General features: G+C 72.3%; 18 protein-coding genes. 7 read left to right on the top strand and 11 right to left on the bottom strand.

The window, feature by feature from the left end; genetic code table 11:
- Positions 1-36 precede the first annotated feature (36 nt).
- Entirely contained in the window at positions 37-1,224 is a 1,188-nt protein-coding gene (locus ACIPK3_RS07065) for a CapA family protein (protein WP_402567041.1), read from the bottom strand.
- A gap of 196 nt (positions 1,225-1,420) precedes the next feature.
- On the opposite strand from ACIPK3_RS07065, the gene ACIPK3_RS07060 reads away from it, so the two are divergent.
- The 3 genes from ACIPK3_RS07060 to ACIPK3_RS07050 all read left to right on the top strand — a co-directional run bounded on the left by ACIPK3_RS07060 (position 1,421) and on the right by ACIPK3_RS07050 (position 3,453).
- Positions 1,421-1,969: a sigma-70 family RNA polymerase sigma factor gene (locus tag ACIPK3_RS07060; RefSeq protein WP_402567040.1), complete on the top strand. Its 549-nt coding sequence runs from the start codon at positions 1,421-1,423 to the stop codon at positions 1,967-1,969.
- A 147-nt stretch (positions 1,970-2,116) separates the two neighbouring features.
- Positions 2,117-2,629 carry a hypothetical protein gene (locus tag ACIPK3_RS07055; RefSeq protein WP_402567039.1) on the top strand — a complete coding sequence of 171 codons (513 nt, stop codon included), beginning with the start codon at positions 2,117-2,119 and terminating at the stop codon, positions 2,627-2,629.
- A gap of 161 nt (positions 2,630-2,790) precedes the next feature.
- Entirely contained in the window at positions 2,791-3,453 is a 663-nt protein-coding gene (locus ACIPK3_RS07050) for a zf-HC2 domain-containing protein (protein WP_402567038.1), read from the top strand.
- 18 nt (positions 3,454-3,471) lie between these two features.
- Here ACIPK3_RS07050 and ACIPK3_RS07045 read toward each other — a convergent pair whose 3' ends face one another.
- The 3 genes from ACIPK3_RS07045 to ACIPK3_RS07035 all read right to left on the bottom strand — a co-directional run bounded on the left by ACIPK3_RS07045 (position 3,472) and on the right by ACIPK3_RS07035 (position 7,870).
- The gene (locus ACIPK3_RS07045; RefSeq protein ID WP_402567037.1) at positions 3,472-4,335 is read right to left on the bottom strand and encodes an Fpg/Nei family DNA glycosylase; all 864 of its coding nucleotides are present in this window, start codon (positions 4,333-4,335) and stop codon (positions 3,472-3,474) included.
- Positions 4,336-4,350: 15 nt separating this feature from the next.
- Positions 4,351-6,429, bottom strand: a complete 2,079-nt coding sequence (locus tag ACIPK3_RS07040) for a SpoIIE family protein phosphatase (RefSeq protein ID WP_402567036.1) — start codon at positions 6,427-6,429, stop codon at positions 4,351-4,353.
- 82 nt (positions 6,430-6,511) lie between these two features.
- Positions 6,512-7,870, bottom strand: a complete 1,359-nt coding sequence (locus tag ACIPK3_RS07035) for a DUF6777 domain-containing protein (protein WP_402567035.1) — start codon at positions 7,868-7,870, stop codon at positions 6,512-6,514.
- Positions 7,871-8,007: 137 nt separating this feature from the next.
- Here ACIPK3_RS07035 and ACIPK3_RS07030 point away from each other — a divergent pair, with 137 nt between their 5' ends.
- On the top strand, positions 8,008-9,429 hold the full coding sequence (locus ACIPK3_RS07030; protein WP_402567034.1) for a lipase maturation factor family protein: 1,422 nt from the start codon (positions 8,008-8,010) through the stop codon (positions 9,427-9,429).
- A 36-nt stretch (positions 9,430-9,465) separates the two neighbouring features.
- On the opposite strand, the gene ACIPK3_RS07025 is transcribed toward ACIPK3_RS07030, so the two are convergent.
- Entirely contained in the window at positions 9,466-12,486 is a 3,021-nt protein-coding gene (locus ACIPK3_RS07025; RefSeq protein ID WP_402567033.1) for an alpha-mannosidase, read from the bottom strand.
- Positions 12,487-12,663: 177 nt separating this feature from the next.
- On the opposite strand from ACIPK3_RS07025, the gene ACIPK3_RS07020 reads away from it, so the two are divergent.
- On the top strand, positions 12,664-14,007 hold the full coding sequence (locus tag ACIPK3_RS07020) for an amidase (RefSeq protein WP_402567032.1): 1,344 nt from the start codon (positions 12,664-12,666) through the stop codon (positions 14,005-14,007).
- 123 nt (positions 14,008-14,130) lie between these two features.
- On the opposite strand, the gene ACIPK3_RS07015 is transcribed toward ACIPK3_RS07020, so the two are convergent.
- The 5 genes from ACIPK3_RS07015 to ACIPK3_RS06995 form a co-directional block, all read right to left on the bottom strand.
- Positions 14,131-14,304: a hypothetical protein gene (locus tag ACIPK3_RS07015; protein ID WP_402567031.1), complete on the bottom strand. Its 174-nt coding sequence runs from the start codon at positions 14,302-14,304 to the stop codon at positions 14,131-14,133.
- A 306-nt stretch (positions 14,305-14,610) separates the two neighbouring features.
- The gene (locus tag ACIPK3_RS07010; protein ID WP_402567030.1) at positions 14,611-16,104 is read right to left on the bottom strand and encodes an SDR family NAD(P)-dependent oxidoreductase; all 1,494 of its coding nucleotides are present in this window, start codon (positions 16,102-16,104) and stop codon (positions 14,611-14,613) included.
- Between the two features lie 171 nt (positions 16,105-16,275).
- Positions 16,276-17,613: a wax ester/triacylglycerol synthase family O-acyltransferase gene (locus ACIPK3_RS07005; RefSeq protein ID WP_402567818.1), complete on the bottom strand. Its 1,338-nt coding sequence runs from the start codon at positions 17,611-17,613 to the stop codon at positions 16,276-16,278.
- A gap of 131 nt (positions 17,614-17,744) precedes the next feature.
- Positions 17,745-20,066, bottom strand: a complete 2,322-nt coding sequence (locus tag ACIPK3_RS07000) for a GH92 family glycosyl hydrolase (RefSeq protein ID WP_402567029.1) — start codon at positions 20,064-20,066, stop codon at positions 17,745-17,747.
- Between the two features lie 155 nt (positions 20,067-20,221).
- A complete protein-coding gene (locus ACIPK3_RS06995; protein WP_402567816.1) occupies positions 20,222-20,947 on the bottom strand; it encodes a (2Fe-2S)-binding protein in 726 nt (241 codons plus the stop codon).
- Positions 20,948-21,178: 231 nt separating this feature from the next.
- Here ACIPK3_RS06995 and ACIPK3_RS06990 point away from each other — a divergent pair, with 231 nt between their 5' ends.
- Positions 21,179-22,192 (top strand): DMT family transporter, encoded by a 1,014-nt coding sequence (locus ACIPK3_RS06990; protein ID WP_402567028.1) that lies wholly within the window; start codon positions 21,179-21,181, stop codon positions 22,190-22,192.
- On the opposite strand, the gene ACIPK3_RS06985 is transcribed toward ACIPK3_RS06990, so the two are convergent.
- On the bottom strand, positions 22,182-23,336 hold the full coding sequence (locus ACIPK3_RS06985) for a transglycosylase family protein (RefSeq protein WP_402567027.1): 1,155 nt from the start codon (positions 23,334-23,336) through the stop codon (positions 22,182-22,184). The two genes, ACIPK3_RS06990 and ACIPK3_RS06985, sit on opposite strands and share 11 nt — an antisense overlap.
- A 331-nt stretch (positions 23,337-23,667) precedes the next feature.
- Between ACIPK3_RS06985 and gndA the strand changes: the two genes are divergently transcribed.
- The gene (gndA, locus tag ACIPK3_RS06980) at positions 23,668-25,107 is read left to right on the top strand and encodes an NADP-dependent phosphogluconate dehydrogenase (protein WP_402567026.1); all 1,440 of its coding nucleotides are present in this window, start codon (positions 23,668-23,670) and stop codon (positions 25,105-25,107) included.
- Positions 25,108-25,354: the final 247 nt, after the last annotated feature.

Genomic DNA, 25,354 nt, shown 5'->3' with positions numbered 1-25,354 from the left:
TCGACCGCCCCCGGCCCCCACCCGGCCGCACCCACGTCACTCCCCCATGACCAGCCCGTCCTTGGCTGCTCCCCGGCTGAGGACCGCGTCGCGGACGTGGTCGCGCACTCCGGTGAGGTCGGCGCCGCTCGCGATGGCCGCGTTGAGGTCGACCACACGGCCGGCGTCGAGGTCGTACATCTGCGGGATGTACTCGGCCCGGGTGACCTCCCAGCGGGCGCCGGGGCGGCCGGGCGCGGTGAACGTGAAGCGGGCGATGGTGGACTGGATGCCGCGCGGGCCCGGGAGGACCTGCTGGCCGTCCGGCTGGGCGATCTGCGCGCCGTCCGGCTGGGCGCCCTGCTGGCCGGCGATCTGGTCGCCCAGGCCGTAGACCACCCAGGTGCCGTTGACCTTCTCGTACGCCTGCGGGACGTGCGCGCGGGTGCCGAGCACGAGGTCGAGATCGGGGCGGCCGCCCGAGCGCGAGGCGGTGAGCCGCTTGGCGAGGGTGAGTTGCCGCTCGTCGGGCTGGTCCTGCCCCTCGGTGCCCCAGTGCAGCGAGACGACCACCACGTCCGCACCCGCCTTGCGCGCGGCACGGGCGTCGGCGATGACCCGCCGCTCGTCGATCAGGTTGACGGCCCAGGGCTGGGCCGGCGGGAGCGCGACTCCGCTCGTGTCGAACGTGTACGAGAGGTGCGCGACCTTGGCCGGGCCCGCGGGCAGGATCGTGACGGTGCGCGCCTCGCTCTCGGTGCGGGCGGTTCCGGTGTGCCGCAGACCCATGTGGTCCATGAGGTCCAGGGTCTGCCGGATGCCCGCGGCGCCGCCGTCCAGTGCGTGCGCGGAGGCGGTCGAACAGCCGTCGTAGCCGGTCATGGCAAGGCCGAGGGCGAGATCCGGCGGGGCCTGGAAGGTCGGATGGGCGGTGTTGTCGCCGTCCTCCCCGTAGCCCGCGCCCATGTGGCAGAGCGCCACGTCGGCCCGGGACACGGCGGCCGCCGCTCCGGCGAGCATCGGGCGGAAGTCGTAGCCGTTGCCGCCGGCGTCGAAGCGGGCCCGCTCGGCCACGGTGCTGTCCGGCAGCACATCACCGGAAGCCACCAGCGTGAAGGCCCGGGCGGCGGCGGGCGCCGGACGGCCGGGCGGGGCGGAGCCCTCCCGTTCCTGGGCCTGGCACGCGGCGGCCGCCGCGAGGACGGCGGTCAGGACCAGGGCCACCTGTCGTCTGCGTGCGATCATCAGCTCACCCCAAGTGTCGACACAGGAATGAAAATCCATATTTACAGACGATCGGGCATGAATCCGGCAACTCCCCCAGGCGATTCGCGACCTGACGGACCGTTCGTCGTACCGCTCACCGACGCGATCGACCGTCCGCCGCAGACCCCCGCACACCCCCTGTCCCGGCGGCGCGGCCTGCGATGCCATGACGGCCATGACGGCCGGAACCACCCTCCCGCCCCTGACGACGACTGCCGAGCACGAGCTCGCCGCGCTCCAGCGCGAGCACGGCCGGCCGCTGTTCGCACTGCTGCTGCGGCTGTGCGACGGAGACCGGCAGCGCGCCGAGGACCTCGTCCAGGAGACCTTCGTACGCGCCTGGCAGCATCCCGAGGCGTTGCGCGCCGACGACTTCGACTCCGTACGGCCATGGCTGCTGACCGTGGGGCGGCGGCTCGCCATCGACGCGCGCCGGGCGCGGCAGGCGCGGCCGCCGGAGGTCGGCGACGCGGTACTGGAGAACGTGCGGGTGATGGCGGACCACGCCGAACGGGCGGCCGCCGCACTCGACGTCCGCGAGGCTGTGAAGACTCTCACTCCGGAACACCGTGACGTTCTGGTGCTCGTGTATTTCCAAGGGGCGAGTGTTGCGGAGGCCGCGACGGTCCTCGGCATTCCGCCCGGTACCGTGAAGTCCCGCGCGTACTACGCGCTGCGCGCCCTGCGCCGGGTGCTTCCGGGGTATGCGGCCGACCTGCGGTGAAACCGATGCCGTCGTAAAGCCTTCGCAAAGCGCCTTGCTGTGGACCATGTCTGGGCAATCAGCTGTCTTCATCCGTAGTTCCGGATGGGGCCCCGCCCCGGGCCCGGGTTCGGGCGACGCGAACGCACCGGAGGAAGGCGGAAAGGGATGCTGCACAGAGGTCAAGAGAGCACGGGCGGCACCGACGGCGGTGAACTGACCGTGCCCATGGCGTGGTTGTACGCGGAGTACATCGCCGACGAGCTGCTCCGGACCGGCGACCTGATGCCGCCCACGTCCTTCGAGTTCCGGGCCGGCCGCGACGCGCTGGCGCTGACCATCTTCCTGTCCGACACCGACGGTGAGCTGTCCGGGATCCGGGTCGTCACCCAGCTGGACACCTGGCTCTCGCTGACGGCGTACGACCAGCCGTGGCAGGACTGGGTGCGCGAACGGATGGACCGGCTCGGCGCCGAGGCGAGCGCCCGCGGGATCCCCTCACCGGACCTGGACCTGGCGTCCGAGGCCTGGCGCTGGCTGGAGGAGACCGAGCTGCTCGCGCCCGACCTGGACGCGGTGCCCGGCGGCGGAGCGGCCGGCGAGGACGACGGGCCCAAGGTCTGGACACCCGCCTGGCAGCTCGGGCTGCCCCTCGGACATCTCGCCATCCATCTTTTCTGAACCCGCACCAATCCACGGGCGCGACCGCTCCGAATCCCATGAACGGCCCCTTGATTACGATTCGGTCCGTGCCTTGAGTGATTCGGCTGTCCGGTGCGTACGGGTGGGAGCAAGGAGTAACCGAGTAACCCCACCCCCACCCTTCGGCACGAGGATTCGGCATGAGGTCCCTGGAAAGGCATCGCGACGTCGGCGCATACGCGCTCGGCGTGCTCGGCGAGGCGGAGGCGTTCCGCTTCGAGGACCACCTCATGGAGTGCTCTCGCTGCGCGGCACATGTGACCGAATTCGGGCCGGCGACGCGGCAGTTGATGCTGTACCGACGGGCCACGCCGCGCTTCGTGCACCCCATGGCCCAGCCCGGCCCCCGGCTGCTGGACCGCCTGCTGGGCGAGGTGGCAGTACGGCACCGGTGGCGCCGTCGACGCTACCTGTACGGCCTGGCCGCCTCCGTCGTGCTGGCGGTGGCCGGCTCCGGGATCGCGTTCCAGGCCACCGGCCACGAGGGTGACCCGGGCGTCCGGGTCACCGCGGCGACCGACGCGAAGTCGGGCGTGTGGGCGCAGGTGACGACCGCGGACGCGGACTGGGGCAGCCAGATGGAACTGAAGGTCAAGGACGGCGCCGGCCCCCACGCCTGCCGCCTCGTCGTCATCGGCCACAACGGCTCCGAACAGACCGCGGGCAGCTGGACCGAGTCCGGCCCCGGCGCGGCGACGAACACCATTCGGGTGGGCACCGCCCTGCACCCGGACGAGATCGCCCGCTACGAGGTCCGCACGACCGGCGGCGACCGCCTGGTGACACTCAACGCGTCCGGGTGAACCGATCCCCCGGCCGGGCTACTTCAGCAGTCGTGACATCCGCCGGTCCGCCAGTGGCCTGCCACCCGTCTGGCAGGTGGGGCAGTACTGGAGCGAGGAGTCGCTGAAGGAGACCTCGCGGATGGTGTCGCCGCAGACCGGGCAGGGCTCGCCGGTGCGGCCGTGGACGCGCAGGCCGGTCTTCTTCTCCGCCTTCAGCCGGCCGGCGGCGAGGCCCCGGGAGCGTTCGACCGCCTCCGTCAGCGTGGTGCGCAGCGCCTCGTGAAGTCGCCCGATCTCCTCCGGCGCCAGGGAGGCGGCGACCTTGAACGGGGACATCCTCGCGGCGTGCAGGATCTCGTCGCTGTAGGCGTTCCCGACTCCCGCGATCAGGCTCTGGTCGCGCAGGGCGCCCTTGAGCCGGCGCCGTTCGTCCTTCAGCAGCGCGGCCAGGCGGGCCTCGTCGAAGTCGCCGGCCAGTGGGTCTGGGCCGAGCCGGGCCACACCGGGCACCTCCAGCGGATCCCGTACGACGTACACCGCGAGGCGTTTTTGGGTGCCGGCCTCGGTGAGGTCGAAGCCCGCACCGGTCTCCAGCGCCACCCGAAGGGCCAGCGGACCCTTGCCGGGGCGGGGCGGACCGTCCGGCAGCCGCTCCCGCCACTGGAGCCAGCCCGCGCGGGCCAGATGCGTCACGAAGTGCAGTCCGCCGTCCCCCTCGACGTCGAGGAACTTGCCGTGCCTGCGGACCGCGGACACCATGCTGCCCTCGAAGGCGCTCACGGGCGGGTCGTACGTCTTCAGCACGCTGACCGCGACCGGCAGCACCCGCACGATCTCACGGTCGACGAGCTGCTCGGCCAGGAAGTCCTTGAGTGCTTCCACCTCGGGGAGTTCCGGCATACGTCAAGAGTGCCATCACGGTATGACGAATTCGCACCACACACACTTGCCGCCGCCCCTGGCCTCCACCCCCCACACATCGGTGAGCGTGTCGACCAGCAGCAGCCCCCGGCCCGAGACCCCGGACTCCCCCGCCTCCCTGCGGCGCGGCAGGGCGCTGGAGGAGTCCTCCACCTCGACGCGCAGCCGGCGGTCGCTGCCGGTGAGCACCCTGAGGGTGACGATCGCGGAGCCCTCGGTGTGCATCAGGGCGTTGGTGATCAGTTCGTCTGCGACCAGCTCGATCTCGTCGGCGCGCTCCCCGGCGCCCCAGGCGCGCACCGCGGCTCGGGTCATGTGCCGGGCCAGGGTGAGGGCCTCGGGGTCACCCGGGGCCACGTGCTGCTGGAGGCGGGCGCCTGCCCGCACGTTGTCGAGGACCCGGCGGCGCAGCAGGAGCAGGGCCACGTCGTCGTCGCCGCCGCGTGCCTCGGCCGCCTGGATGAGCAGGTTGGCGAGACCGCGTACGTCGTCGGGGCCGGCGGCGATGAGCGCCGTGAGGGCCCGCATGCCGTCGGAGAGGTCGGCGCCGGGCTGCTCGACGAGCCCGTCGGTGCACAGCAGCAGGGTCTGGCCCGGGTCGAGTTCGAGGGTGGTGACGGGGTACTCCAGCCGCCCGAACTCCGCCGACAGCCCGAGCGGCAGTCCGCCCTCGACGGGTACCCGGCGACAGCTGCCGTCCGTGCGGCGCACCAGGGGGTCTATGTGCCCGGCCCGGACCACCTGGACCACCCCGGTGGACAGGTCGGCCTCCGCATACAGACAGGTGGCGAAGCGGTCGGTGTCGAGTTCGTGCAGGAAGACGGAGGCGCGGGCCATGACCGTGGCCGGGGTGTGGCCCTCGGCGGCGTAGGCGCGCAGCACGATCCGCAGCTGGCCCATGACGGCCGCCGCATGTGTGTCGTGTCCCTGTACGTCGCCGATCACGGCGCCGACCCGGCCGCCGGGCAGCGGGATGACGTCGTACCAGTCGCCGCCGATGTCCCGGCCGAGCGCGCCGCCTGCGGAGGCCGAGCGGTAGCGGACGGCGACGTCGGCACCGGGCACGCTGGGTATGGTGCGCGGCAGCATCGCCTGCTGGAGGCCCTGCGCGAGGTCCTTCTCCTGCTCGTAGAGCATGGCCCGTTGCATGCTCTGCGCGATGCTGCTGCCGAGGGCGACCAGGACGGTGCGCTCCTCGTCGGAGAAGCCGTGGCGGTCGCTGTAGAGCAGGCCCATGGCTCCGATCGGGCGGGCCTGTGCGATCAGTGGCAGATAGGCGGCCGAGGTGATGTTCAGGCCGGTGAGGTGCGGCCAGAGGAGGGGGTACCCCCGGGCGAACTCCTCCGGGGACTCGATGAAGCGCGGGGTCAGGGTCCTCACCACGTCGCTCATCGGGTAGGGCTCGTCGATCCGGGTGACCCTGGTGCCGGGCACGAAACTGCCCGCGGGCCCCTCCGCCACCAGCCGGATCCGCCCGGCCTCCACCAGGCCCATGACCAGGCTGGCCGCGCCGAGGTGCCGTACGCCGTGGGTGTCCTTGAGGACGTCGATGACGTCCTGGACGCTGCGGGCGTGGGCGAGGGCCGCGGTGATGACCTGCACGACGTTCGTCTGTCTGCGCACCGCCTCGTCCTGGGCCGCGCGCAGACTGCTCGCCTCCAGGTCGGCCAGCTCCTGTGTGGCGTCCCGGACGATGCCGATGACCCGGCGGGGGCGGCCCGTCCGGTCGCGCCGTATGTAGCCCTGGGTGTGTGTCCAGCGCAGCGTGCCGTCGCGGCAGCGGACGCGGAAGTAGGCGCCGTAGTTCTCGCTGCCGTCCTTGATCGCCCTGGACACCACGGAGTCGAGTCGGCCGGCCTCGGGAGGGGGAACCCGGCTCGACAGGGTCTCGGGGCGCCCGTCGTAGTCCTCGGGGAGGATGTCGAACACCTCGTGGGCGCGGGCGTCCATGTGGACGAGTCCGGTGTCCAGGTCCCAGTCGAACGAGCCCATGCGGTTGAGCGCCAGGATCGGGTCCGGGTGAGCGGTCCAGTCCTCCGGGACCGACAGGGCGCTCGCTCCCCGCTCAGCCATGGAGCCCATGGAGCAACCTTGCCAGGATTCGCCGGATTCTTCGAGTGCTGTGCCGCGAGTGGTTCCGGGGCGGCAGGCGCACTCAGCCGCCGAGGACATCGGCGTCGACGGGGGTGTCGAGGGTGGTGTCGGTCTCGGGGGCTGTTTCGGGGACGGTCCCGTCCGTGGGCCGCGGGAGAAGGCCGGGATCGGTGACGGCGAGGTCGGTGAGGGCGGGATCCGTGACGGTGGGGTCGGTGACGGCCGGGTCGGTGACGGCGGGATCCGTGACGGCCGGGTCGTCGGGTGGCGGGTCCTGGGCGGGCGGCAAGTCCTCCGCGGGTGTCGGCTCCTGGGCGGGTGTCGGCTCCTCGGCGGGACTCGCCGGTGTCGGCTCCTCGGCGGGCGGCAGGTCCTCGGCGGGTTCCGGTTCCTGGCCGGGAGGCAGCTCCTCGGCGGGCACCGACTCCTGGCCGGACGGCCACTGCTGGTCGGGGGCCCATGACAGGTCGGGGGTCGGCTGCCCCGTCGGTGACTGGCTCCACGGGTCCGGCGTGCCGGTCGCGGTGCCCGGGGTGGGCGTGGTCGGGGCGACGGTGGGGCGGGGCGTCTGCGTGTGGGGCGTCTGTGGACGGGGTTGCTGGGCCTGTGGGGTCTGGGGCTGCCGCGCGGGCGGGGACACGACGTGATCGTGCCGGACGTCGTGCCCGATCCGGCGTTCGATCCAGGAGTGACTGGTGGTGTCGACGAGCGAGATGCTCGTGATGGCCTGCGGCGCGGGCCGCACCTCGATCACGTCGGTGGGCCGGTAGCCGGACCAGGGCTGTCCGGCGGTGCCCGGGACGCCGTGGGACGTCTGGGGCGGCTTCAGTGGATTGCCGCAGGCACAGCGGACCCGGGGCACGCCGCGGTCGTCGACGAGCACGGCGGTGCCGGCCTGCAGCACGGACTGGAAGGCGGTCGCCCGGCCGTCCCGGAACCCGTGGTTGGTGACCCCGGTGTCGGCCCGCAGCACGACGGGAGTGAGGCCGCGCAGGAACTCGGGAACCGCCTTGCGGGCGACGCCCTCGGCCCCCGCGAAGGCGAGGCCACGGGCCGGGTCGGCGGCGAGGTAGCGGATCTGCCGCTCGACATCGCAGCTCCCGACCCACGCGGTGCCGCCGTACAGCCCGGGCGTGCCGCCGGACAGGGTGCGCATCCCGGTGCGGGGCACCGAGGCCTGCCGCACGGGGGCGGACGGGCGGGCCAGTGGGGTGGCGGCGGCCGCGTTCGCGGGGCTGGTCACGGTGGAGTCGGTGAAGGGGTCGGGGCCCCGCTCCGCCAGCGGTTGCAGGACGACGCCCTTGCCCGCTCCGGTGGCCTCGGCGCCGCCCCGGGCGCATCCGGCGGCCAGGAGCGCCGTCGCGAGCACACAGGCCGCACCGGTGGTTCCGCTGGGTAGGCGCACTGTGTTCTCCGGCATCGAGGGGACATTCGATTGATCATGTTGAGCGCGTTCTCTGGCGATTCGGTCCTTATTGTCGGCACCGTGTGTGCCGGTTACGCAAGCGGAGCGCTGCGGCGCGCAGAGTGACGCACGGGACGAAGGAGCGCACGGCCGTGGACTGGTTCACCGCACCTGGTTACTGGTGGAGCCGGCTGGTCTTCCAGCGGGCTCTGGCCGGTGTGTATCTCGTCGCGTTCCTGACGGCTGCCTCGCAGTTCCGCGCGCTGCTGGGCGAGAGGGGCATGCTGCCGATCCCCCGGTTCCTGCGCCGCGTGTCCTTCCGCAGCACGCCGAGCCTGTTCCACCTTCACTACTCGGACCGCTTCTTCGCGGTCTGCGCCTGGGCGGGCTGCGCGGTGTCGGCGGCACTGCTCGCCGGTCTGGACTCACTGCTGCCGCTGTGGGGCGCGATGCTGCTGTGGCTGGTCCCCTGGGCGTTGTATCTGTCGGTCGTCAACGTCGGCCAGACCTGGTACGCGTTCGGCTGGGAGTCGCTGCTGCTGGAGGTCGGGTTCCTCGCCGCGTTCCTGGGCAACGACGAGGTCGCGCCGCCCGTCGTCGTCCTCTTCCTGCTCCGCTGGATCCTGTTCCGGGTCGAGTTCGGCGCCGGGCTGATCAAGATGCGCGGTGACGCCTGCTGGCGGAAGCTGACCTGTCTGTACCACCATCACGAGACCCAGCCGATGCCGGGCCCGCTGAGCTGGTTCTTCCACCGTCTGCCGAAGCCGCTGCACCGGGCGGAGGCGGCGGCGAACCACTTCACCCAACTCGTGGTGCCGTTCCTGCTGTTCACCCCGCAGCCGATCGCGACGGCGGCCGCGGCCCTGATGATCGTCACCCAGCTGTGGCTGATCCTGTCCGGCAACTTCTCCTGGCTGAACTGGATCACCGTCGTGCTGGCCGTGTCGGCGCTGCGGATCCCCGGCTCCGCGCCGTCGGCGGCCCCGGCGCCGCTCTGGTACGAGGTCGTCGTGTCCGCCGTCGGCGCGCTGCTCCTCTTCCTGAGCTACCACCCGGTGCTGAACATGATCTCCCGCCGCCAGGTGATGAACCGCTCCTTCGACCCGCTGCACCTGGTGAACACCTACGGCGCGTTCGGCAGCGTGAGCCGGGTGCGGTACGAGGTGGTGGTCGAGGGCACGCTGGACGACGTCCCGCGCGAGGACTCGCCGTGGCGGGAGTACGAGTTCAAGGGCAAGCCGGGCGACCCACGGCGCTGGCCACGCCAGTTCGCGCCCTATCATCTGCGGCTGGACTGGCTGATGTGGTTCGCCGCGCTCTCCCCCGCCTACGCCGAATCCTGGTTCGGCGGGCTGGTGGAACGCCTGCTGGAGAACGATCCCGACACCCTGAGACTGCTCCGCGCCTCCCCGTTCCCGCCCGGCGAGCCCCCGCGCTACGTACGCGCCCGCCTCTTCCGGTACCGGTTCACCACCTGGCGGGAGCTGCGGGAGACCGGTGCCTGCTGGGAGCGGTCCTATGTGCGGGAGTACCTGCCGCCGACCCGGCTGGACTCGGCGGCCGGACGGCCGTAGCCCGCGGGCAGCCGGGCGGGCGAGGGTTGGAGTGCGTCACTGCCTGCGCAGCCGAAGTGTCATCAGCTCGAACGGGCGCAGTCGTACGGCGATGCGATCGCCGTCGTGCGCGGGCGGTGTCGCCTCGGGCCATGGGCGTTCCAGCAGGTCCGTCGAGGTCACGTCGGCGACCGGGAAGCCGCAGGTCAGAGTGGCCCTGGCGCGCGCTCCATGGGCCTCGTGGAAGCGCACGACCACGTCGCCGCTGCCGTCGTCGGCCAGTTTCACCGCCGTGATGACGACGGCGTCGTCATCCACGGTGACCAGCGGTTCGACCGCGTGGCCGCCGGTCAGTTCGCGTTCGGGCAGGTTGATCCGCCAGCCCTCGCGGACCGCGTCCGCGATCCCCGCGCCGGGCACCAGGGCGTGCCGGAAGCGGTGCGTGCCCTGGTCGGTCTCCGGGTCCGGGAAGCGCGGGGCGCGCAGCAGCGACACCCGCACGGTGGTGGTCGTACCGCGGTCGCCGTCGGTGCGGACGGTACGGGTCACGTCGTGGCCGTACGTCGAGTCGTTGACGACCGCGACGCCCCATCCGGGCTCCTCCAAGTGGACGAAGCGGTGGTTGCAGGCCTCGAACCTGGCGACGTCCCACGAGGTGTTGGTGTGGGTGGGGCGGTGGAAGTGCCCGAACTGGGTCTCGGACGCGTACCGTTCGGTGTGCAGGTCCAGCGGGAAGGCGAGTTTGAGGAACTTCTCCGTCTCGTGCCAGTCGACCTCGGTGTCCAGGACGAGGCGCCGTTCGCCCGGTGGCAGGGACAGCACCTGGGCGGCCCGGGAGGCGCCGAAGGACCGCACGACGCGCACCGAGCGGCCGTCCGGCAGGGGGGTCACCTCGTCGGCGTCCGTGAGGTCGGTGACCGTGTTGCGGTAGAAGGCGTCGACGTCCCAGGCGTCCCACATGTTGGGGAGGTCCGGGTGGAGCTGGAGCAGGTTCGCGGCACGGCCGGGGGCGATCGTCTCGCGGTCGGCGTCGACGTCGTACACGGACACCACCAGTCCGCGGGAGTCGATCCCGATCCTCAGCAGGCCGTTGTCCAGGACGTGCCCGCCGTCGGCGCGAGGTGACAGGGTCGTCTCGCCCTCGGCCACCGGTGTGCCCGCGCCGCCCGCCGGGATGCCGCTGCGGGTGTGCGGGGCCGCGTTGAAGGCGAGCGGCAGGGGGCCCGGGCCGGCCAGGGACCGCTGGGCCGCGTCGATGACCGCGTCGAGTTCGGCGGCGAGGCGGTCGTAGGTGGCGCGGGCCTCCCGGTGCACCCAGGCGATGGAGGAGCCGGGCAGGATGTCGTGGAACTGGTGCAGCAGGACCGTCTTCCAGATCCGGTCCAACTCCTCGTAGGGGTAGGCAAATCCGTTGCGCACTGCGGCGGTCGCGGCCCACAGTTCGGCCTCGCGCAGGAGGTGTTCGCTCCGGCGGTTGCCCTGTTTGGTCCTGGCCTGGCTGGTGAGGGTGGCGCGGTGCAGTTCGAGGTAGAGTTCGCCGGTCCAGACGGGCGGATGGGCGTATTCGGCCTCGGCCTTGGCGAAGAACTCGGCCGGGGTCTCCCAGACGACGGTGGCGGAGCCCTCCAGGTCGCGCAGGCGGGCCGCCTTGGCGACCATCTCGCGGGTGGTGCCGCCGCCCCCGTCGCCCCAGCCGGTTGGCGCGAGGGAGTGCCGGGCGGCTCCCTTCTCCCTGAAGTTGCGTGCCGCGTGGGCGATTTCGGAGCCGCGCATGGAGCAGTTGTAGGTGTCGACCGGCGGGAAGTGCGTGAAGATCCGCGTGCCGTCGATGCCCTCCCACAGGAAGCTGTGGTGCGGGAACGCGTTCGTACGGGACCAGGAGATCTTCTGGGTGAGCAGCCATTTGGAGCCCGCCGCCCGGATGATCTGGGGCAGCCCGGCGGCGAACCCGAAGGTGTCCGGCAGCCATGCCTCGTGGTTCTCGATGCCGAACTCGTCGATGAAGAACCTTTTGCCGTACACGAACTGACGGGCCATCGCCTCCGATCCGGGCATGTTGGTGTCCGACTCCACCCACATGCCGCCGGCCGGTACGAAGCGCCCGTCCGACACCGCCTTCGTCACCCGCGCCCACACCTCGGGGCGGTGCTCCTTGACCCATGCCCACTGCTGGGCCTGGGACATGGCGAAGACGAAATCGGGTTCGTCGTCCAGCAGGGCGGTCATGTTGGCGGTCGTGCGGGCCACCTTGCGGACCGTCTCGCGCAGTGGCCACAGCCACGCCGAGTCGATGTGCGCGTGACCGACGGCGCTGACGCGGTGCGCGGAGGCGACGGCGGGGGCGGCGAGGGCGGCGGTCAGATGGGAACGGGCCTGCTCAGCGGTGCTGTTGACGTCCTGAAGGTCGATGGCGTCGAGCGCCCGCTCCAGCGCGCGCAGCAGTTCCCAGCGACGGGCCGACTCCACCGGCAGCTCGGCCATCAGCTCGCCGAGCACCTCCAGGTCGATCACGAGCTGCCACACGGTCTCGTCGAAGACGGCGAGATCCATGCGGGTGAGCGTGTACTGGGGTTCGCCGCCCGCAGTTTCCGGGTCACCGAGCGAGGTGGGCCGGAAGGGGTGGGAACCGAAGACGATCGGGTTGGCGGCGGCCTCGATGTGCAGCCGCACCTCCTCGCCGCCCTTGACGGGCGCGCCGACTCGCACCCACTGGTTTCGCGGGTTGAGGCCCTTCACCGGGCTGCCGTCGGGCCGGTAGACCAGGCCCTCGCACTGGAAGCCGGGCATGTTCCGGTCGAAGCCGAGGTCGAGCAGGGCCTCCACGGTCTTCCCGGCCCACGCCTCGGGCACGGTTCCGGTGACCCGGAACCAGCTGGTGCCCCAGGGGGCGCCCCAGCGGGCTCCCACCTCGACGGGCCGGGGCTGGGCGGCGAGTCCCTCGGCGACCGGCACGGGCTCGCCGGGAGCGTGCCAGACCGCGACCTGGAGGGGTACGGACTCGGGGTACACGGCGGGGCGGACACGCTCGTCGAGGACGCGCCGCAGACGCGCTTCGACCAGGCCGCGGTCGTCATGCATGCGGGGTGCTCCGATGCTGGGTCGAGGGGGTAACCAGGTTTGCGGAGGGGGTAACCAGGTTTACTGCTCCCCCGCGACCGGCCGTTCGAACCGTGGCGGCGCTGCTCTCGACGCAGCGGGGCCGGAGCGTGCACAGTTCTGCCTGCACACCACACCGTCCCCTTCCGAGGAGCATCCGTGACCAGCTGGGCCGGCCGCACCGCCGCCGAGATCGCCGCCGCCGTTCGGGAGAAGCGGGCCACGCCCCGTGAGGTGGTGGCGGACCATCTCGACCGCGTCGAGCGGCTGGACGGCCGGATCGGCGCGTTCCGCAAGGTGCTGGCCGGGCCGGCGCTCGCGGCGGCCGACGAGCTGGCCGAGCGCTCCGATCTGGCCCGGCTGCCGCTCGCGGGTGTGCCGGTGGCGGTGAAGGACAATCTGGCGGTGCGTGGGGAGGCCACCCGGGTCGGGTCGGCCGCGACACCCGACACTCCGGCCGGTGCGGACCATGTGACCGTGGCCCGGCTGCGGGCGGCGGGCGCGCTGGTGCTGGGGCTGACGAACGTGCCCGAGCTGTGCGTCTTCGGCACCACGGAGGGCGTCCACGGCACCTCCCGCAACCCCTGGGACACCGCGCGCACGGCGGGCGGCTCCTCGGGCGGCAGCGCGGCCGCGGTCGCCGGCGGGATGGTGCCCGTGGCCCTCGGCAACGACGGCATGGGGTCGCTGCGCATCCCGGCGGCCAACTGCGGTCTGGTCACACTGAAGCCGGGCCAGGGGGTGGTCCCGGCGGGGATCGGCGAGGGCGACTGGTTCGGCATGTCGGAGAACGGGCCGCTGGCCACGACGGTCGATGACCTGCGCCTGGTCCTCTCGGTGATCGCGGACGCCGAGTTCCGCCACCCCCGGGAGTCCGCCGCACTCGAAATCGCGGTGTCGCTGCGCAGCCCCCTGCCAGGTGTGGTGATCTCCGGGCCGTATACGACCGCCGTCCGCGAGGCGGCCGCCGTGCTGGCCGGCGGCGGGCACCGGCTGCGGCGGGCGGACCCGCCCTATCCGCTGTCCCTGGGGGTCACCGCGCTCCGGCACTGGACCGCGGGCACCGCGGTCGACGCCGAGGGTCTGGATCCGGCGCGGCTGAACCGGCGGACCCGGGTCCACGCGGCCGTGGGACGCCGTTTCGTCCGGGCGGTCGGCACCGGCGAGGCCCGGGACCGTCTGCGTCGTCGGCTGGCCCCCTTCTTCGCCGAGCACGACGTCCTGCTCGCGCCGGCGCTGGCCCGCCGGTCCCCGAAGGCCGGGCCGTGGCACGAGCGGGGCTGGCTGGCGAACGTCCTGGCCAACAGCAACTACTCCCCGATGACCCCGCCGTGGAACCTCACCGGCTGGCCCGCCATGGCCGTCCCGTTCGGCACCCTGCCCTCGGGCGCCCCCTGCGCCGTACAGCTGGTGGGCCGCCCGGGGACGGAGGCGGACCTGCTGGACCTGGCCGGGCAGCTGGAGAAGCTGCGCCCATGGCAGCGCGTGGCACCGCTCGACTGAGCCGCGGCGGCTGTGGCTGGGCTACGGCTACGGCTACGGCTACGTGCCCGTGATTCGGTCCGGACCGCGGGACTCCTCCGCGATCCGGACCGCTGGTCTGCGTTGGTCTGCGCGGCTTCCGGGTCAGTCGACGCTCGGCAGGATGTGGGGTTCGGCGAGGTCGTCCTCGTAGCCCGCGAGGCGGATCGGGGCGGAGCGGGCCCACACGTCGAGGCTGCCGAGCTCTCCGGGCCTGCGGCCCGCGCGCTCCGCGTGTTCCTTGGGGCGCTGATCGCGTTTCGTCGTCTCCGGTGTCACCGCGCACTCCTTATGTGTCGGATCACCCTCGGGCTTGCCGGACAGTCTTCGTTCCGGCACCTGACGCCCGCTCGGGTCTGGATGGAAGGCCAGTTCGGACGCGGTGGCGCCGGTAACTCGGTTGAGCCGGCCGTGGTGAACCAGCTCGTCCCGGGACGGACCGTGGGTGTGGGTGGGACCCAGTGCTGCTGCCCGTCGGCTTACAGGGTAACCAAATGAGCGGGGGTCCGCTCGATAGGGAGTGCAAACAATGTGTAACTATCGCGAGTCACTGCGTGGTCACCCCACCCATTATGCGGCCGCTTGTCACCACTTGCCCGGTGCGTAGTCCTTCATGAAGACCCCGTACAGGTCGTCGCCCGCCTCGCCGCGCACGATCGGGTCGTAGACCCGGGCCGCGCCGTCCACCAGGTCGAGCGGGGCGTGGAATCCGGCCTCGGCCAGCCGCAGCTTGTCGAAGTGCGGGCGCTCGTCGGTGATCCAGCCGGTGTCGACGGACGTCATGAGGATGCCGTCGGTCTGGAACATCTCCTGGGCGCTGGTCCGCGTGACCATGTTCATCGCCGCCTTGGCGGCGTTGGTGTTCGGGTGCCCGGCGCCCTTGTAGCCACGGCCGAAGACGCCCTCCATCGCCGAGACGTTGACGACGTACGCGCGTCCGCTGGCCGCCTGCCGCGCGGCCGCGGCCATCGCCGGGCGCAGCGCGCTGATGAGGATGAACGGCGCCGTGTAGTTGCACAGCTGCGTTTCGAGCAGCTCCACCGGAGAGATCTGCTCGATGGTCTGCACCCAGGTGTTGCTCTCCACGACGTCGGGGACGAGACCGCCCGCGTCGATGGCCGTGCCGTCGAGGTGCCGGGCGACGCTGGCGTTGCCCGCGACCAGCGCGAGATCGGCGACCTGCTGAGCGTCCAGGTTGCTGGTCCCGACGGGCAGCGCGGCGATGCCGTCGACCGCGCCGGAGTTGAACGCGCCGATGACGTGGTGGGCGGGGAGTTCACCGGCGGGCAGCGGGGCGCTCTCGCCCTCGACCAGGGCGGCGTACGCGGCGGGCAGGCGGCGCACGGTCTGTGTCGCGTTGTTGATCAGGATGTCGAGCTGACCCGCCGCCGAGACCTGCTCGGCGAGGGCCACGGCCTGCGCCGGGTCGCGCAGGTCGATGCCGACGACCTCGAGCCGGTGCAGCCAGTCCGCCGAGTCCTCCATCGCCTTGAAGCGGCGGATGGCGTCCTTCGGGAAGCGGGTGGTGACGGTGGTGTGCGCACCGTCGCGCAGCAGCCGCAGCGCGATGTACATGCCGATCTTGGCGCGGCCACCGGTGAGCAGGGCGCGCTTGCCGGTGAGGTCGGCGCGGGCGTCGCGCTTGGCCCGGTTGGTGCGGGCGCAGTCCGGGCAGAGCTGGTGGTAGAAGTAGTCGACCTCGACGTAGCGGCTCTTGCAGGTGTAGCAGGAGCGGGGGCGCTGGAGTATCCCCGCGACCCGCCCGGCCTCGGTCACGGAGGAGGGCAGGATGCCCTCGGTCTCGTCGTCGATGCGCTGGGCGGAGCCGGTGGCGGTGGCCTCGGTGACCGCCTTGTCGTGGGCGGTCTTGGCGGCCCGGCGGTCCTGGCGGCGGCGCTGCTTGACCGTGCGGTAGATGCCCGCCGTGGCCCGGCGCACCGCGATGGCGTCGGGGTGGTCGACATCCAGCTTGTCGAGCTCCTCAAGCACGCTCAGGCACACGGCCAGGCGCTCGGGGTCGATGCCGGGGCCGTAGACCATTTCCTCGGTGGCCGCCGGGCCGTCCTCTGTCACCGTCATCGCGCTGCCGTTCCTGATCACCCGCGCAGCGCTCCGACTCGCGCCCGCTTTCGAAGGCGGAATTTTACGGAGCGGTGGGGCAGAGCGCCAAACTCGTTCATGAACGGGTCAAAAAGCGGACCGGCGCCCTGCGCCCGGCGGGGCGGCCCCGGCCGCCCACGCACCCGGCTCTCAGGGGTCGCAGGCAGTGATCAGCGTCCCGATCTCCTCGGTCACCGCGCGGGCCAGCGCGTCCAGGTCCGGTACCGCGCGGGCGTCGGCGACCAGGCCGTAGTGCACTCGGCCCCGGTAGGTGGAGATCGCGACCGCGAGGGACTGGCCCGGGGCCAGCGGGGCGAACGGGAAGACCTCGGTGAGGGGGTGACCGCCGAGGCGCAGGCCGATGCCGGGCAGGGGCACGCTGGTGACCAGGATGTCGAACCAGAGCCGGGCCGCCTGGCCGACCAGCGGGCCGCCGAGGCGGTGGCCGAGCGCGGGCACGTGGTCGGCGAGCAGGGCGACGGCGCCCGCGCCCCGGTTCGGGCCGGCGTCCTTGTTGCGGTCCATCGCCGTGCGCACCGCGCCGAGACGGCTGACCGGGTCCGGGTCGTCCACCGGAAGCCGTATCAGGTACCCGGAGAGCCGGTTGCCCTGTGGCTGCGCGCCGCGCGGGCGGCGCCGGGAGACGGGGATGAGGGCGCGCGGCGCCACTCCCTCGCTGCCGTCGCCGCGCTCGTCCAGCCAGCTGCGCAGGGCCCCGGCGACGACGGCGATGAGGACGTCGTTGACGGTGCCGCCGACTGCCTTGCGCACCCGGTGCACGTCGTCGATGTCCAGGACCACTCCGGCGGTGCACCGGGTTCCGCTCGGCTCGGCGGTCAGTGCGGCGGAGGTGCGGATGCCCAGGGTGGACAGGGCGACGGAGGCGCCGATGTCCAGCGCCCTGCCCACGTCGGACAGCGCGCCGCGCAGCAGGCCGGGCAGCTTGCGGACGTCGGGCAGCAGCCCGCGCGGCGGCTCGACGGGGCGGGGGCCTCGCTCCGGCATGTCGATCGGGTCGAGGATGCCGGCGGCGAGCCTGAGCGCGCGCAGTCCGTCGGCGAGGGCGTGATGGAACTTGAAGAGCACGGCGAAGGAGACCCCGTCCTGGCCGGGCAGGACATGTGCCTCCCAGGGCGGGCGGTCGCGCTCCAGCGGGCGCTCCATGAGACGGCCGGCGACGGCCTGGAAGTCGTCGGTCGGGGCGTGCAGCCGTACGTGGTCGAGCGGGTCGAAGGCGGGGTCGGGCTCGCGGGTGGCGCCGCCGAAGGTGAGCGGCCGGCGCAGGTCCGGCGGCTGCCAGACGTCGCGGATGCGCATCCGCAGGCCGGGCACGGCGGCGGCGCGGGAGGCGAGCAGGTCGGCCGCGTGGGCGCCGGCGGTGGGCGAGTGCGCGGTGAAGACGCCGAGCGCGCCCAGGTGCATCGGGTGCCGGCCGGACTCGATGTTCCAGAAGGCGAGATCGAGGGGGGCGAGCAGATCAGCAGTCAATGGCTTGCCTCGCATCGACGGTGTATCGGCAGTGGATGGACAAGCAGTCAACCTCCGTCAGCCAATTACAGTCAAGTACGATCAGGCTACGCTCAGTTAACGGCAGGTTAATACCGTCGGCCTCCATGCCGTCAGTTCAGCACCGGCGGTGCCGAACCCGGGGCCGTACCCCACGCGGAGGGTCGCGAGCCCACCCTGAAGTCCAGGGAGCGCGTCCTGCGCAGCTCGCCGGTGGTCACGAACGTCCGGCCGTACGGCGCTCCGTCGGTGCGGACCGACTGGACGTACCGGTCGGCCGCCGAGGTGCCGGGCGCGGTCACGGTCAGCCGTCCGCCGGGCCAGTAGCGGCGGTCCAGGGTGAGGTCGACCCGGTCGAAGACGGGAGTCGTCAGGCCCCAGGTGCCGAATCCGGGCTGGACGGGGAAGAGCCCGATCGACGACAGCACGTTCCATGCGGACATCGTCCCCAGATCGTCGTTGCCGGTCATGCCGGTGGGCCCGTCGGTGAACAGCGTCAGCGCCGCGTGCACCACGTCGGTGGTCTTCCAGGGCTGACCGGTCGACAGATAGGTGTAGGGAGCGATGAGGTCGGGCTCGTTCTGCGGGTTGTAGGTGGCCGCGTTGTAGTAGTCGTACGCGCCCCCGTGCACCCACGCCTCGCGTGCCGTGCCCGCCGGGTCCGCCGTCAGCCGGTCGTAGGCGAAGAACGCGTCCAGCCGGTCGTTGGCCGCCCCCTTGCCGCCGATCAGGTCGATCAGGCCGGGCAGGTCCTGCGGAACCAGCCACTGGTACTGCCAGGCGGTGCCCTCGTGGAAGCCGACGCTCGCGGCCGGGTCGGCCGGTCCGGCGAACGCCCCGGCGGCGTCCCGGGCCCGGAAGAAGCCGGTGGACGGGTCGAAGACGTTGCGATAGTTGCGGGAGCGGGCCGCGTACCGGTCGGCGTCCTCCGGGTGGCCCAGGGAGCGTGCCATCTGCGCCAGCATCGCGTCGGACAGGGCGTACTCCAGGGTGACCGAGGCGCCCTGGTGGTAGTCCGAGTCGCCCATCTTGGACTGCGGGCGGTCCTTGACGTAGGGCGCGAAGCCGTTCGCGATGTACTCCGCGTTGGACTCCCGGCCCGCGATCGGCAGATCGGCCGGCGGCACCCCGTCGGCGTTCCGCCGCAGCAGGCGGTACGCCCGCTCCTCGTGCCCGGCGAGCAGGCCCTGGTGGTAGGCAGTGGTGAGGAACGGGGTGACCGGGTCGCCGGTCATGATGTTCGTCTCGACCGTGCCGTAGCCCCACTTGGGCAGCCAACGACCCTGCTCACCCACCGTCAGCACGGACAGCGCCATGTCCCGGGCCTCGCGCGGCGCGAGCAGCGCGAGCAGCTGGCACTGGGTGCGGTAGGTGTCCCACAGCGACCAGTTCTGGTAGTACGTGAACCCCTGGGCGCGGTGCACGCGCAGGTCCCAGCCCCGGTAGCGGCCGTCCGCGTCGCTTCCGGTGTTCGGCGCCAGGAAGGACCGGTACAGGGCCGAGTAGAAGGTGCGCCGCAGTGCTTGTGGACCTCCCCGGACGCGGACGGCGCGCAGCCGGTCCTCCCAGGCCCGGTGGGCCGCGTCCCGTACGGCGCCGAAGGAACGGCCGCCCTCCTCGCGCAGGTTGACGGCGGCGCCCGCCGCGTCCACGTAGGACAGGGCGGTGGTCGCCGTGACGGTACGGTCCCGGGTGGTGTCGAAACGGAGATAGGCACCGTCGCGTCCCTTGCGCGCGCCCGGTGCCACGGTCTTCCCGTCCCAGGTGCCGTAGGAGGTGAACGGCCGGTCGAAGCGGGTGATCGTGTAGACGGTGTACGGCAGGGTGTTCCGGCAGAAGCCCCGCCCGGTGATCACGGTGCGCACGGTGCGGTCGTCGAGCACCTCCACCTCGCTGCCGACCTTCTTGTGCAGCGACTGGCCCGCGTTGAGCAGGACATTGGCCTTGTCGGTGGCCGGGAAGGTGTAGCGCTGCACGCCGGTGCGGGTGGTCGCCGTGAGTTCGGCGCGGATCCCGGAGGCCAGGCCCACCCGGTAGTAGCCGGGGCTCGCCTGCTCGTCCTCGTGCCGGAACTCGGCCGCGTAGGCGGCGGCGTCGGTCGTCTCGACGTCCCCGGTGGTCGGCAGGGCAGGCAGGTCGCCGCCGATGCGGCAGCCGACACCGGAGAGATGGACCAGGGAGAAGCCGCGGATGCGGCTCTGGGTGTAGTCGTAACCGGTGCTGTGCCCGGTGTCGGGCGAGAGCTGCACCATGCCGAAGGGCATGGCCGCGCCGGGGAAGGTGTTGCCCTCGTTCTGGGTCCCGATGAACGGGTTGACCAGGTCGGTGAGGGCTCCGTCGGTCGGCGCGGCGGCCCGCGCGGCGGGGGTGGTGAACAGCGCGGACGCCGCCATCACCCCGGCCAGGCACAGCCGGGGGCGCCTGGTCCGTCTCATGTCGGATGACCTCCGATGGTTGACATCGCTGTCTGCATCGTGAGGGCCGTACGGCCGAAATACCCGCATCCCGGGCGAATCGCATGAACGCGTCGCACCCGGACCCACGTCAGCCAAACAGACGTACGATAGCCGACGGTTCGACGCTTGTGCTCTCAACTCCCCTGCAGGGAAAGGCCTGGTGGCCGGTCGAAGCAGCAGTCCCCGCAGACTCCGCCGCCGGGCACACGGTAGTAGAGGCAGCAGCTGCGGCGCCGGAAGGCGGTCCCGGTACGGGTACCGGTGGCGTTCAGCAGGGGGTGGGTGAACAGTTCGGCGGTGAGTGCGCGGGCCCGGTCCGCCACGTCGGTACGGCCGCTGCCGCGCGCCCAGCGGCTCAGTTCGCGGGCCGCCGCCGCCAGCGCCGATCCCGCGTTGCCCCACAGCAGCCCGGCCGCGACGCCGTATCGCGTCCGCAGGGCATCCGTCAGGGGTTCGAGGTGACCGCCGAGTACGGTGGCGGCGAGGGTGGCCGGGTCCCCGGGGAGCGGGCGCAGCTCGGTCAGCCAGAGGTCGTCGGGGCAGCCGGCGGCGGTGTCCCAGCGCAGCAGACGCGGATCCAGGTCGGGCAGGCCGCCGTAGAGAACGGAGCAGCCGAGGGCCGCGGACCAGAGGCGGGCCGCGAGCCCCTGCTGGGCGATGGAGGCCGCGACCCGCGTCTCCCGGGTGCCGAGCCGCGACCCGACCGTCTCGACCCGGCGGGCCAGCGCCTCGTCGTACGCCTCCTGGAGGGTGGGCAGCCGCCGCACCGGGGCGGCGCCGTCGTCCGCGCCGTCGTCCATGCGCAGCACGAAGAAGCCGCCGAGGAGGCGCAGCCCGGCGAGATCGGGGTCGAGGTCCACGGACAGCAGTAGTACCAGGGCCACCGGGGCCCGTTGGCCACGGGTCTCCACCCTGTGTCGCCCACCCTGGGGATGATCGGGCCCCGGGTGTACTCCATCGGCAGTAGGAGTCATCGCCTGCTCAGGGACGACGACGGGAACAGCTGGAGCGGGCAGAGTGTTGTGCGTGAAAACCGACCGTTCGCGCTACCGGGTCCAGGGCCCCGGGCTCACGCAGAGGAGCAGCGGCTTATGAGTGCCCTCGCGTTGTCCGTTCTGCTGTCGTTCGTGTCCGCCGTCGCGTACGCGGGCGGAGCGATCGTGCAGGAACAGGTCGCGGTGTCGTCCCCCGGCGAGCAGTACGCGCCGCTGCGCCGGCCGATCTGGTGGGCGGCGGTGGCGCTGAACGGACTCGGCGGGCTGCTGCACGTGGTGGCGCTCGCCTACGGTCCGCTCAGCCTGGTGCAGCCGCTGGGCGCCCTGACGATCGTGTTCGCGCTGCCGATGGCGGCCCTGTTCGTCGGCCGCAGGGCCGGAAAGACCGCCTGGCGGGGCGCGATCATGGCGACCGTGGGCCTCGCGGGTCTGCTGTCCCTGGTCGGCGCGTCCGACGGCCATGCGCTCGACGCCGCCCAGCGCGTGGCCCTGGCTCTCGTCACCGGCGGGGCGATCGTGGCGCTGATGATCGCGGGCCGGGCCGCGCACCGGCATCCGGCGGTGCGCAGTGTGGTGCTGGCCACGGCGGCCGGCACGGCGTTCGGCATGTCGTCCGTGTTCACCAAGACCGTGGCGGTCGACTGGAGCACCGGGGTGCTGCTGAGCGACCTGCCGTCCCTGGCCGTGATCGGCGTGTTCGCCGTCGCGGGCGTGCTGCTGTCGCAGGCGTCGTACCGCGGCGCGGGTCTCGCGGCGCCGCTCGCCACGCTGACCGTGGTCAACCCGGTGCTGGCCGCCGGGGTCGGCATCACCATGTTCGGCGAGACCTTCCGTCACGGCGCCACGGGCACGGCGCTCGCGCTGGGCTGCGGTGCGGTGGCCGCGGGTGGTCTGGTCCTGCTCACCACGGAACGGCTGCGGCAGGCTCCGGTCCCGGCCGGGGCGTCGAGCAGCCGCGGGGCGACGCTCGTCGTCGTACCGCGTCAGCGCGGGGCGTCGATGCTCGACGACTATGTGCCGCACACGGTTCCGGACGACGCGGAGCCCGTCGTGGACGAGGTCCTGGGCCACGGGAACCGTCACCGGCTCCGTGTTCGGGTCAGATCCTGACGCCACCGGCCCGGAGGTAACCGACCGGGTCGATGTCCGTGCCGAAGCCGGGTCCGGTCCGCACCTCGAAGTGCAGATGCGGGCCCGTGGTGTTTCCGGTGGATCCCGAGCGCCCGACCCGCTGTCCTGCGGAGACCGACTGCCCGGCCTTCACGGCGATGGCCGAGAGGTGCGCGTACTGGGTGTAGTGGCCGTCGGAGTGGCGGATGACGACCTGGTAGCCGAACGAGCCGCCCCAGCCCGCCTCGACCACGTGCCCCGCGGCGACCGCCCGCACGGAGGTGCCGGTGGGCACCGGGAAGTCGACACCGGTGTGGTAGCCCTTCGACCAGTGGCCGCCCGCCTGGTGGTAGGGGGTGCCCATGTCCGCGCTCACGGGAGCGACGAGCAGGTGGGCGTCGGGGTGCGTGGAGTGGGCCGGGTGCGAGGTCGTACGGGTCTTCTTCGGGTGGGTTCCTTCGGCCGGCTTCGCCTTCTCCGGGGTCCTCCCGGGCGGGGTCGCCTTGGGCGGGGTCGTCCGCTGCGGGGCGCCGCGCAGGTTCAGCCGCTGTCCCGGAAGGATGAGGTCGGGGTCGGCCCCGACCGTCGTGCGGTTGGCGGCGTAGAGCTGGTGCCAGCCGCCCGGCACATGGTGGTCCTCGGCAATGCCGGAGAGCGTGTCGCCGTGCACGACGGTGTACATCTGCGCCCGGCCCGCGCGTGACTGGGGTGTGGTGTGCGCCTGCACGTCGCGCACCGAGATCCCGGCGGCGTCCGGGGCGGCGCCGCTCCGGGTCAGTCCGGCCCGCACCGAGCACACCGGCCAGGCGCCGGGGCCCTGCCCGTCCAGCACCTTCTCGGCCACCGCGATCTGCTGCTGTCTGGTGGCCAGGTCGGCGCGCGGGGCGTAGGCGGTTCCGCCGTAGGCGGCCCAGGTCGAGCGGGTGAACTGGAGCCCGCCGTAGTAGCCGTTGCCGGTGTTGATGTCCCAGTCGCCGCTGGACTCGCAGGCGGCCACCTTGTTCCAGGTGGCGGCGTCGGCCGCGTCGGCGGTCCCGGCGGCCACGAGCGGGATCGCCATGCCGGCGCCGCCTGCCGTGACGGCGAGAGAGGTGCGGTTGATCCTGCTCGGCTGGTACCGGCGGTGCCGGCCGCGTACGGCCATGGAGAGCCCCCTCCACATGCGTCAGGAGGGGCAAAAGTAAGCGCGGCGAACAGGCCATGACAAGACGGGTATCAGCCGCACTGTCCTGGTAAGTGGCCAGGAATCGCCCCTTGTTGGCCGGATCGATCGACCGGGTACGCGATGAGGCACTGGGCGCCTTCCGTGCGTAATCAAGCCTGGCGGGTCGGATGTGCGGTCGCGGTAGCGGCACGTCAGGATGGTCGAAAGGCAGTGAAGAGCAATACTGACGAGCACAGCCGAGCACGGACGAGCACGACCGGCACCACCTTTCTTTCTGGATTCACGCAATGACCTTCGAGGAGCAGGCGGTATGAGCACTTCAGCGCAGATCGGCGTCACAGGTCTCGCGGTCATGGGCCGCAACCTTGCCCGGAACTTCGCGCGCAACGGCTACACGGTCGCGGTCCACAACCGGACGGCGGCCAAGACGCACGCGCTGGTGGAGGAGTTCGGGAACGAGGGCGACTTCATCGCGGCCGAGACCGCCAAGGACTTCGTGGCGGCGCTGGAGCGACCGCGCCGGCTGGTCATCATGGTCAAGGCCGGTGATCCGACGGACGCGGTGATCGAGGAGTTCGCACCGCTGCTCGAACCCGGTGACATGATCATCGACGGCGGCAACGCGCACTTCGCGGACACCCGGCGCCGCGAGAAGGCACTGCGCGAGCAGGGCATCCACTTCGTCGGCATGGGCGTCTCCGGTGGCGAGGAGGGCGCGCTGCACGGCCCGAGCATCATGCCGGGCGGCCCGAGGGAGTCGTACGACTCGCTGGGCCCGATGCTGGAGAAGATCTCCGCGAAGGCGGCGGACGGCGCGCCGTGTGTGACGCACGTCGGCCCGGACGGCGCCGGTCACTTCGTGAAGATGGTGCACAACGGCATCGAGTACGCGGACATGCAGCTGATCGGCGAGGCGTACCAGCTGCTGCGTGACGTCGCCGGGTACTCCCCCGCGCAGATCGCGGACATCTTCCGCACCTGGAACACCGGCCGTCTCGACTCGTACCTGATCGAGATCACCGCCGAGGTGCTGTCCCACGTGGACGCGGCGACGGGCAAGCCCTTCGTCGACGTGGTGACGGACCAGGCCGAGCAGAAGGGCACCGGACGCTGGACGGTCCAGATCGCCCTCGACCTCGGTGTGCCGGTCTCCGGCATCGCGGAGGCGGTGTTCGCCCGTTCCCTCTCCGGCCACGCGGCGCTCCGCGAGGCCTCCCGGGACCTGGCCGGCCCGAAGCCGACGGCGCTGTCCGATGCCGAGGCGGCGGCCTTCGCCGACCGGGTGGAGCAGGCGCTGTACGCGTCGAAGATCGTGTCGTACACGCAGGGCTTCCACGAGATCACGGCGGGCAGCGACGAGTACGCCTGGAACATCGACCTCGGCGCGGTCGCTTCCATCTGGCGTGGCGGCTGCATCATCCGGGCGGCTTTCCTCGACCGTATCCGGTCCGCGTACGACGCCCGGCGGGACCTGCCGAGCCTGCTGTCCGACAAGACGTTCGCGCAGGAGATCGCGGCGGCCCAGGACGACTGGCGCGAGGTCCTGATCGCCGCCACCCGCGAGGGCGTACCCACGCCGGGCTTCGCCGCGGCCCTCGCCTACTACGACGCGCTGCGGGCGGAGCGGCTGCCGGCGGCCCTCACCCAGGGCCAGCGTGACTTCTTCGGGGCGCACACCTACCGCCGGGTGGACCGGGACGGTTCCTTCCACACGCTGTGGGGCGGGGACCGGTCGGAAGTCTCGGCGTGATCGGCCGGTAGTTCCGTGCGTCAATAGACCGTTCGGTACTGCGGCACGGCCCCGCGCCCCGTTGTCGGGGGCGCGGGGCCGTGCCGCTTGTCACGTCGTCACGCGTCGCGCGCGTCAGGTGAGGGGCGGGCCGGGCTCGGGGTCCGGCACCGGCTCCGGGCCGGGCGGGATCGGCGAGGGCGACGGCGGAGGGGGCGGGCCCGGCCGGGGGCCGGGCGGCGGCTCCGGAGGAGGCGGCTGCGGAGCC

Origin of the sequence: Streptomyces sp. NPDC086787 (assembly GCF_044745865.1) — a bacterium.
Taxonomy (GTDB): domain Bacteria; phylum Actinomycetota; class Actinomycetes; order Streptomycetales; family Streptomycetaceae; genus Streptomyces.
This window is presented reverse-complemented; position numbering and strand designations above follow the sequence as displayed.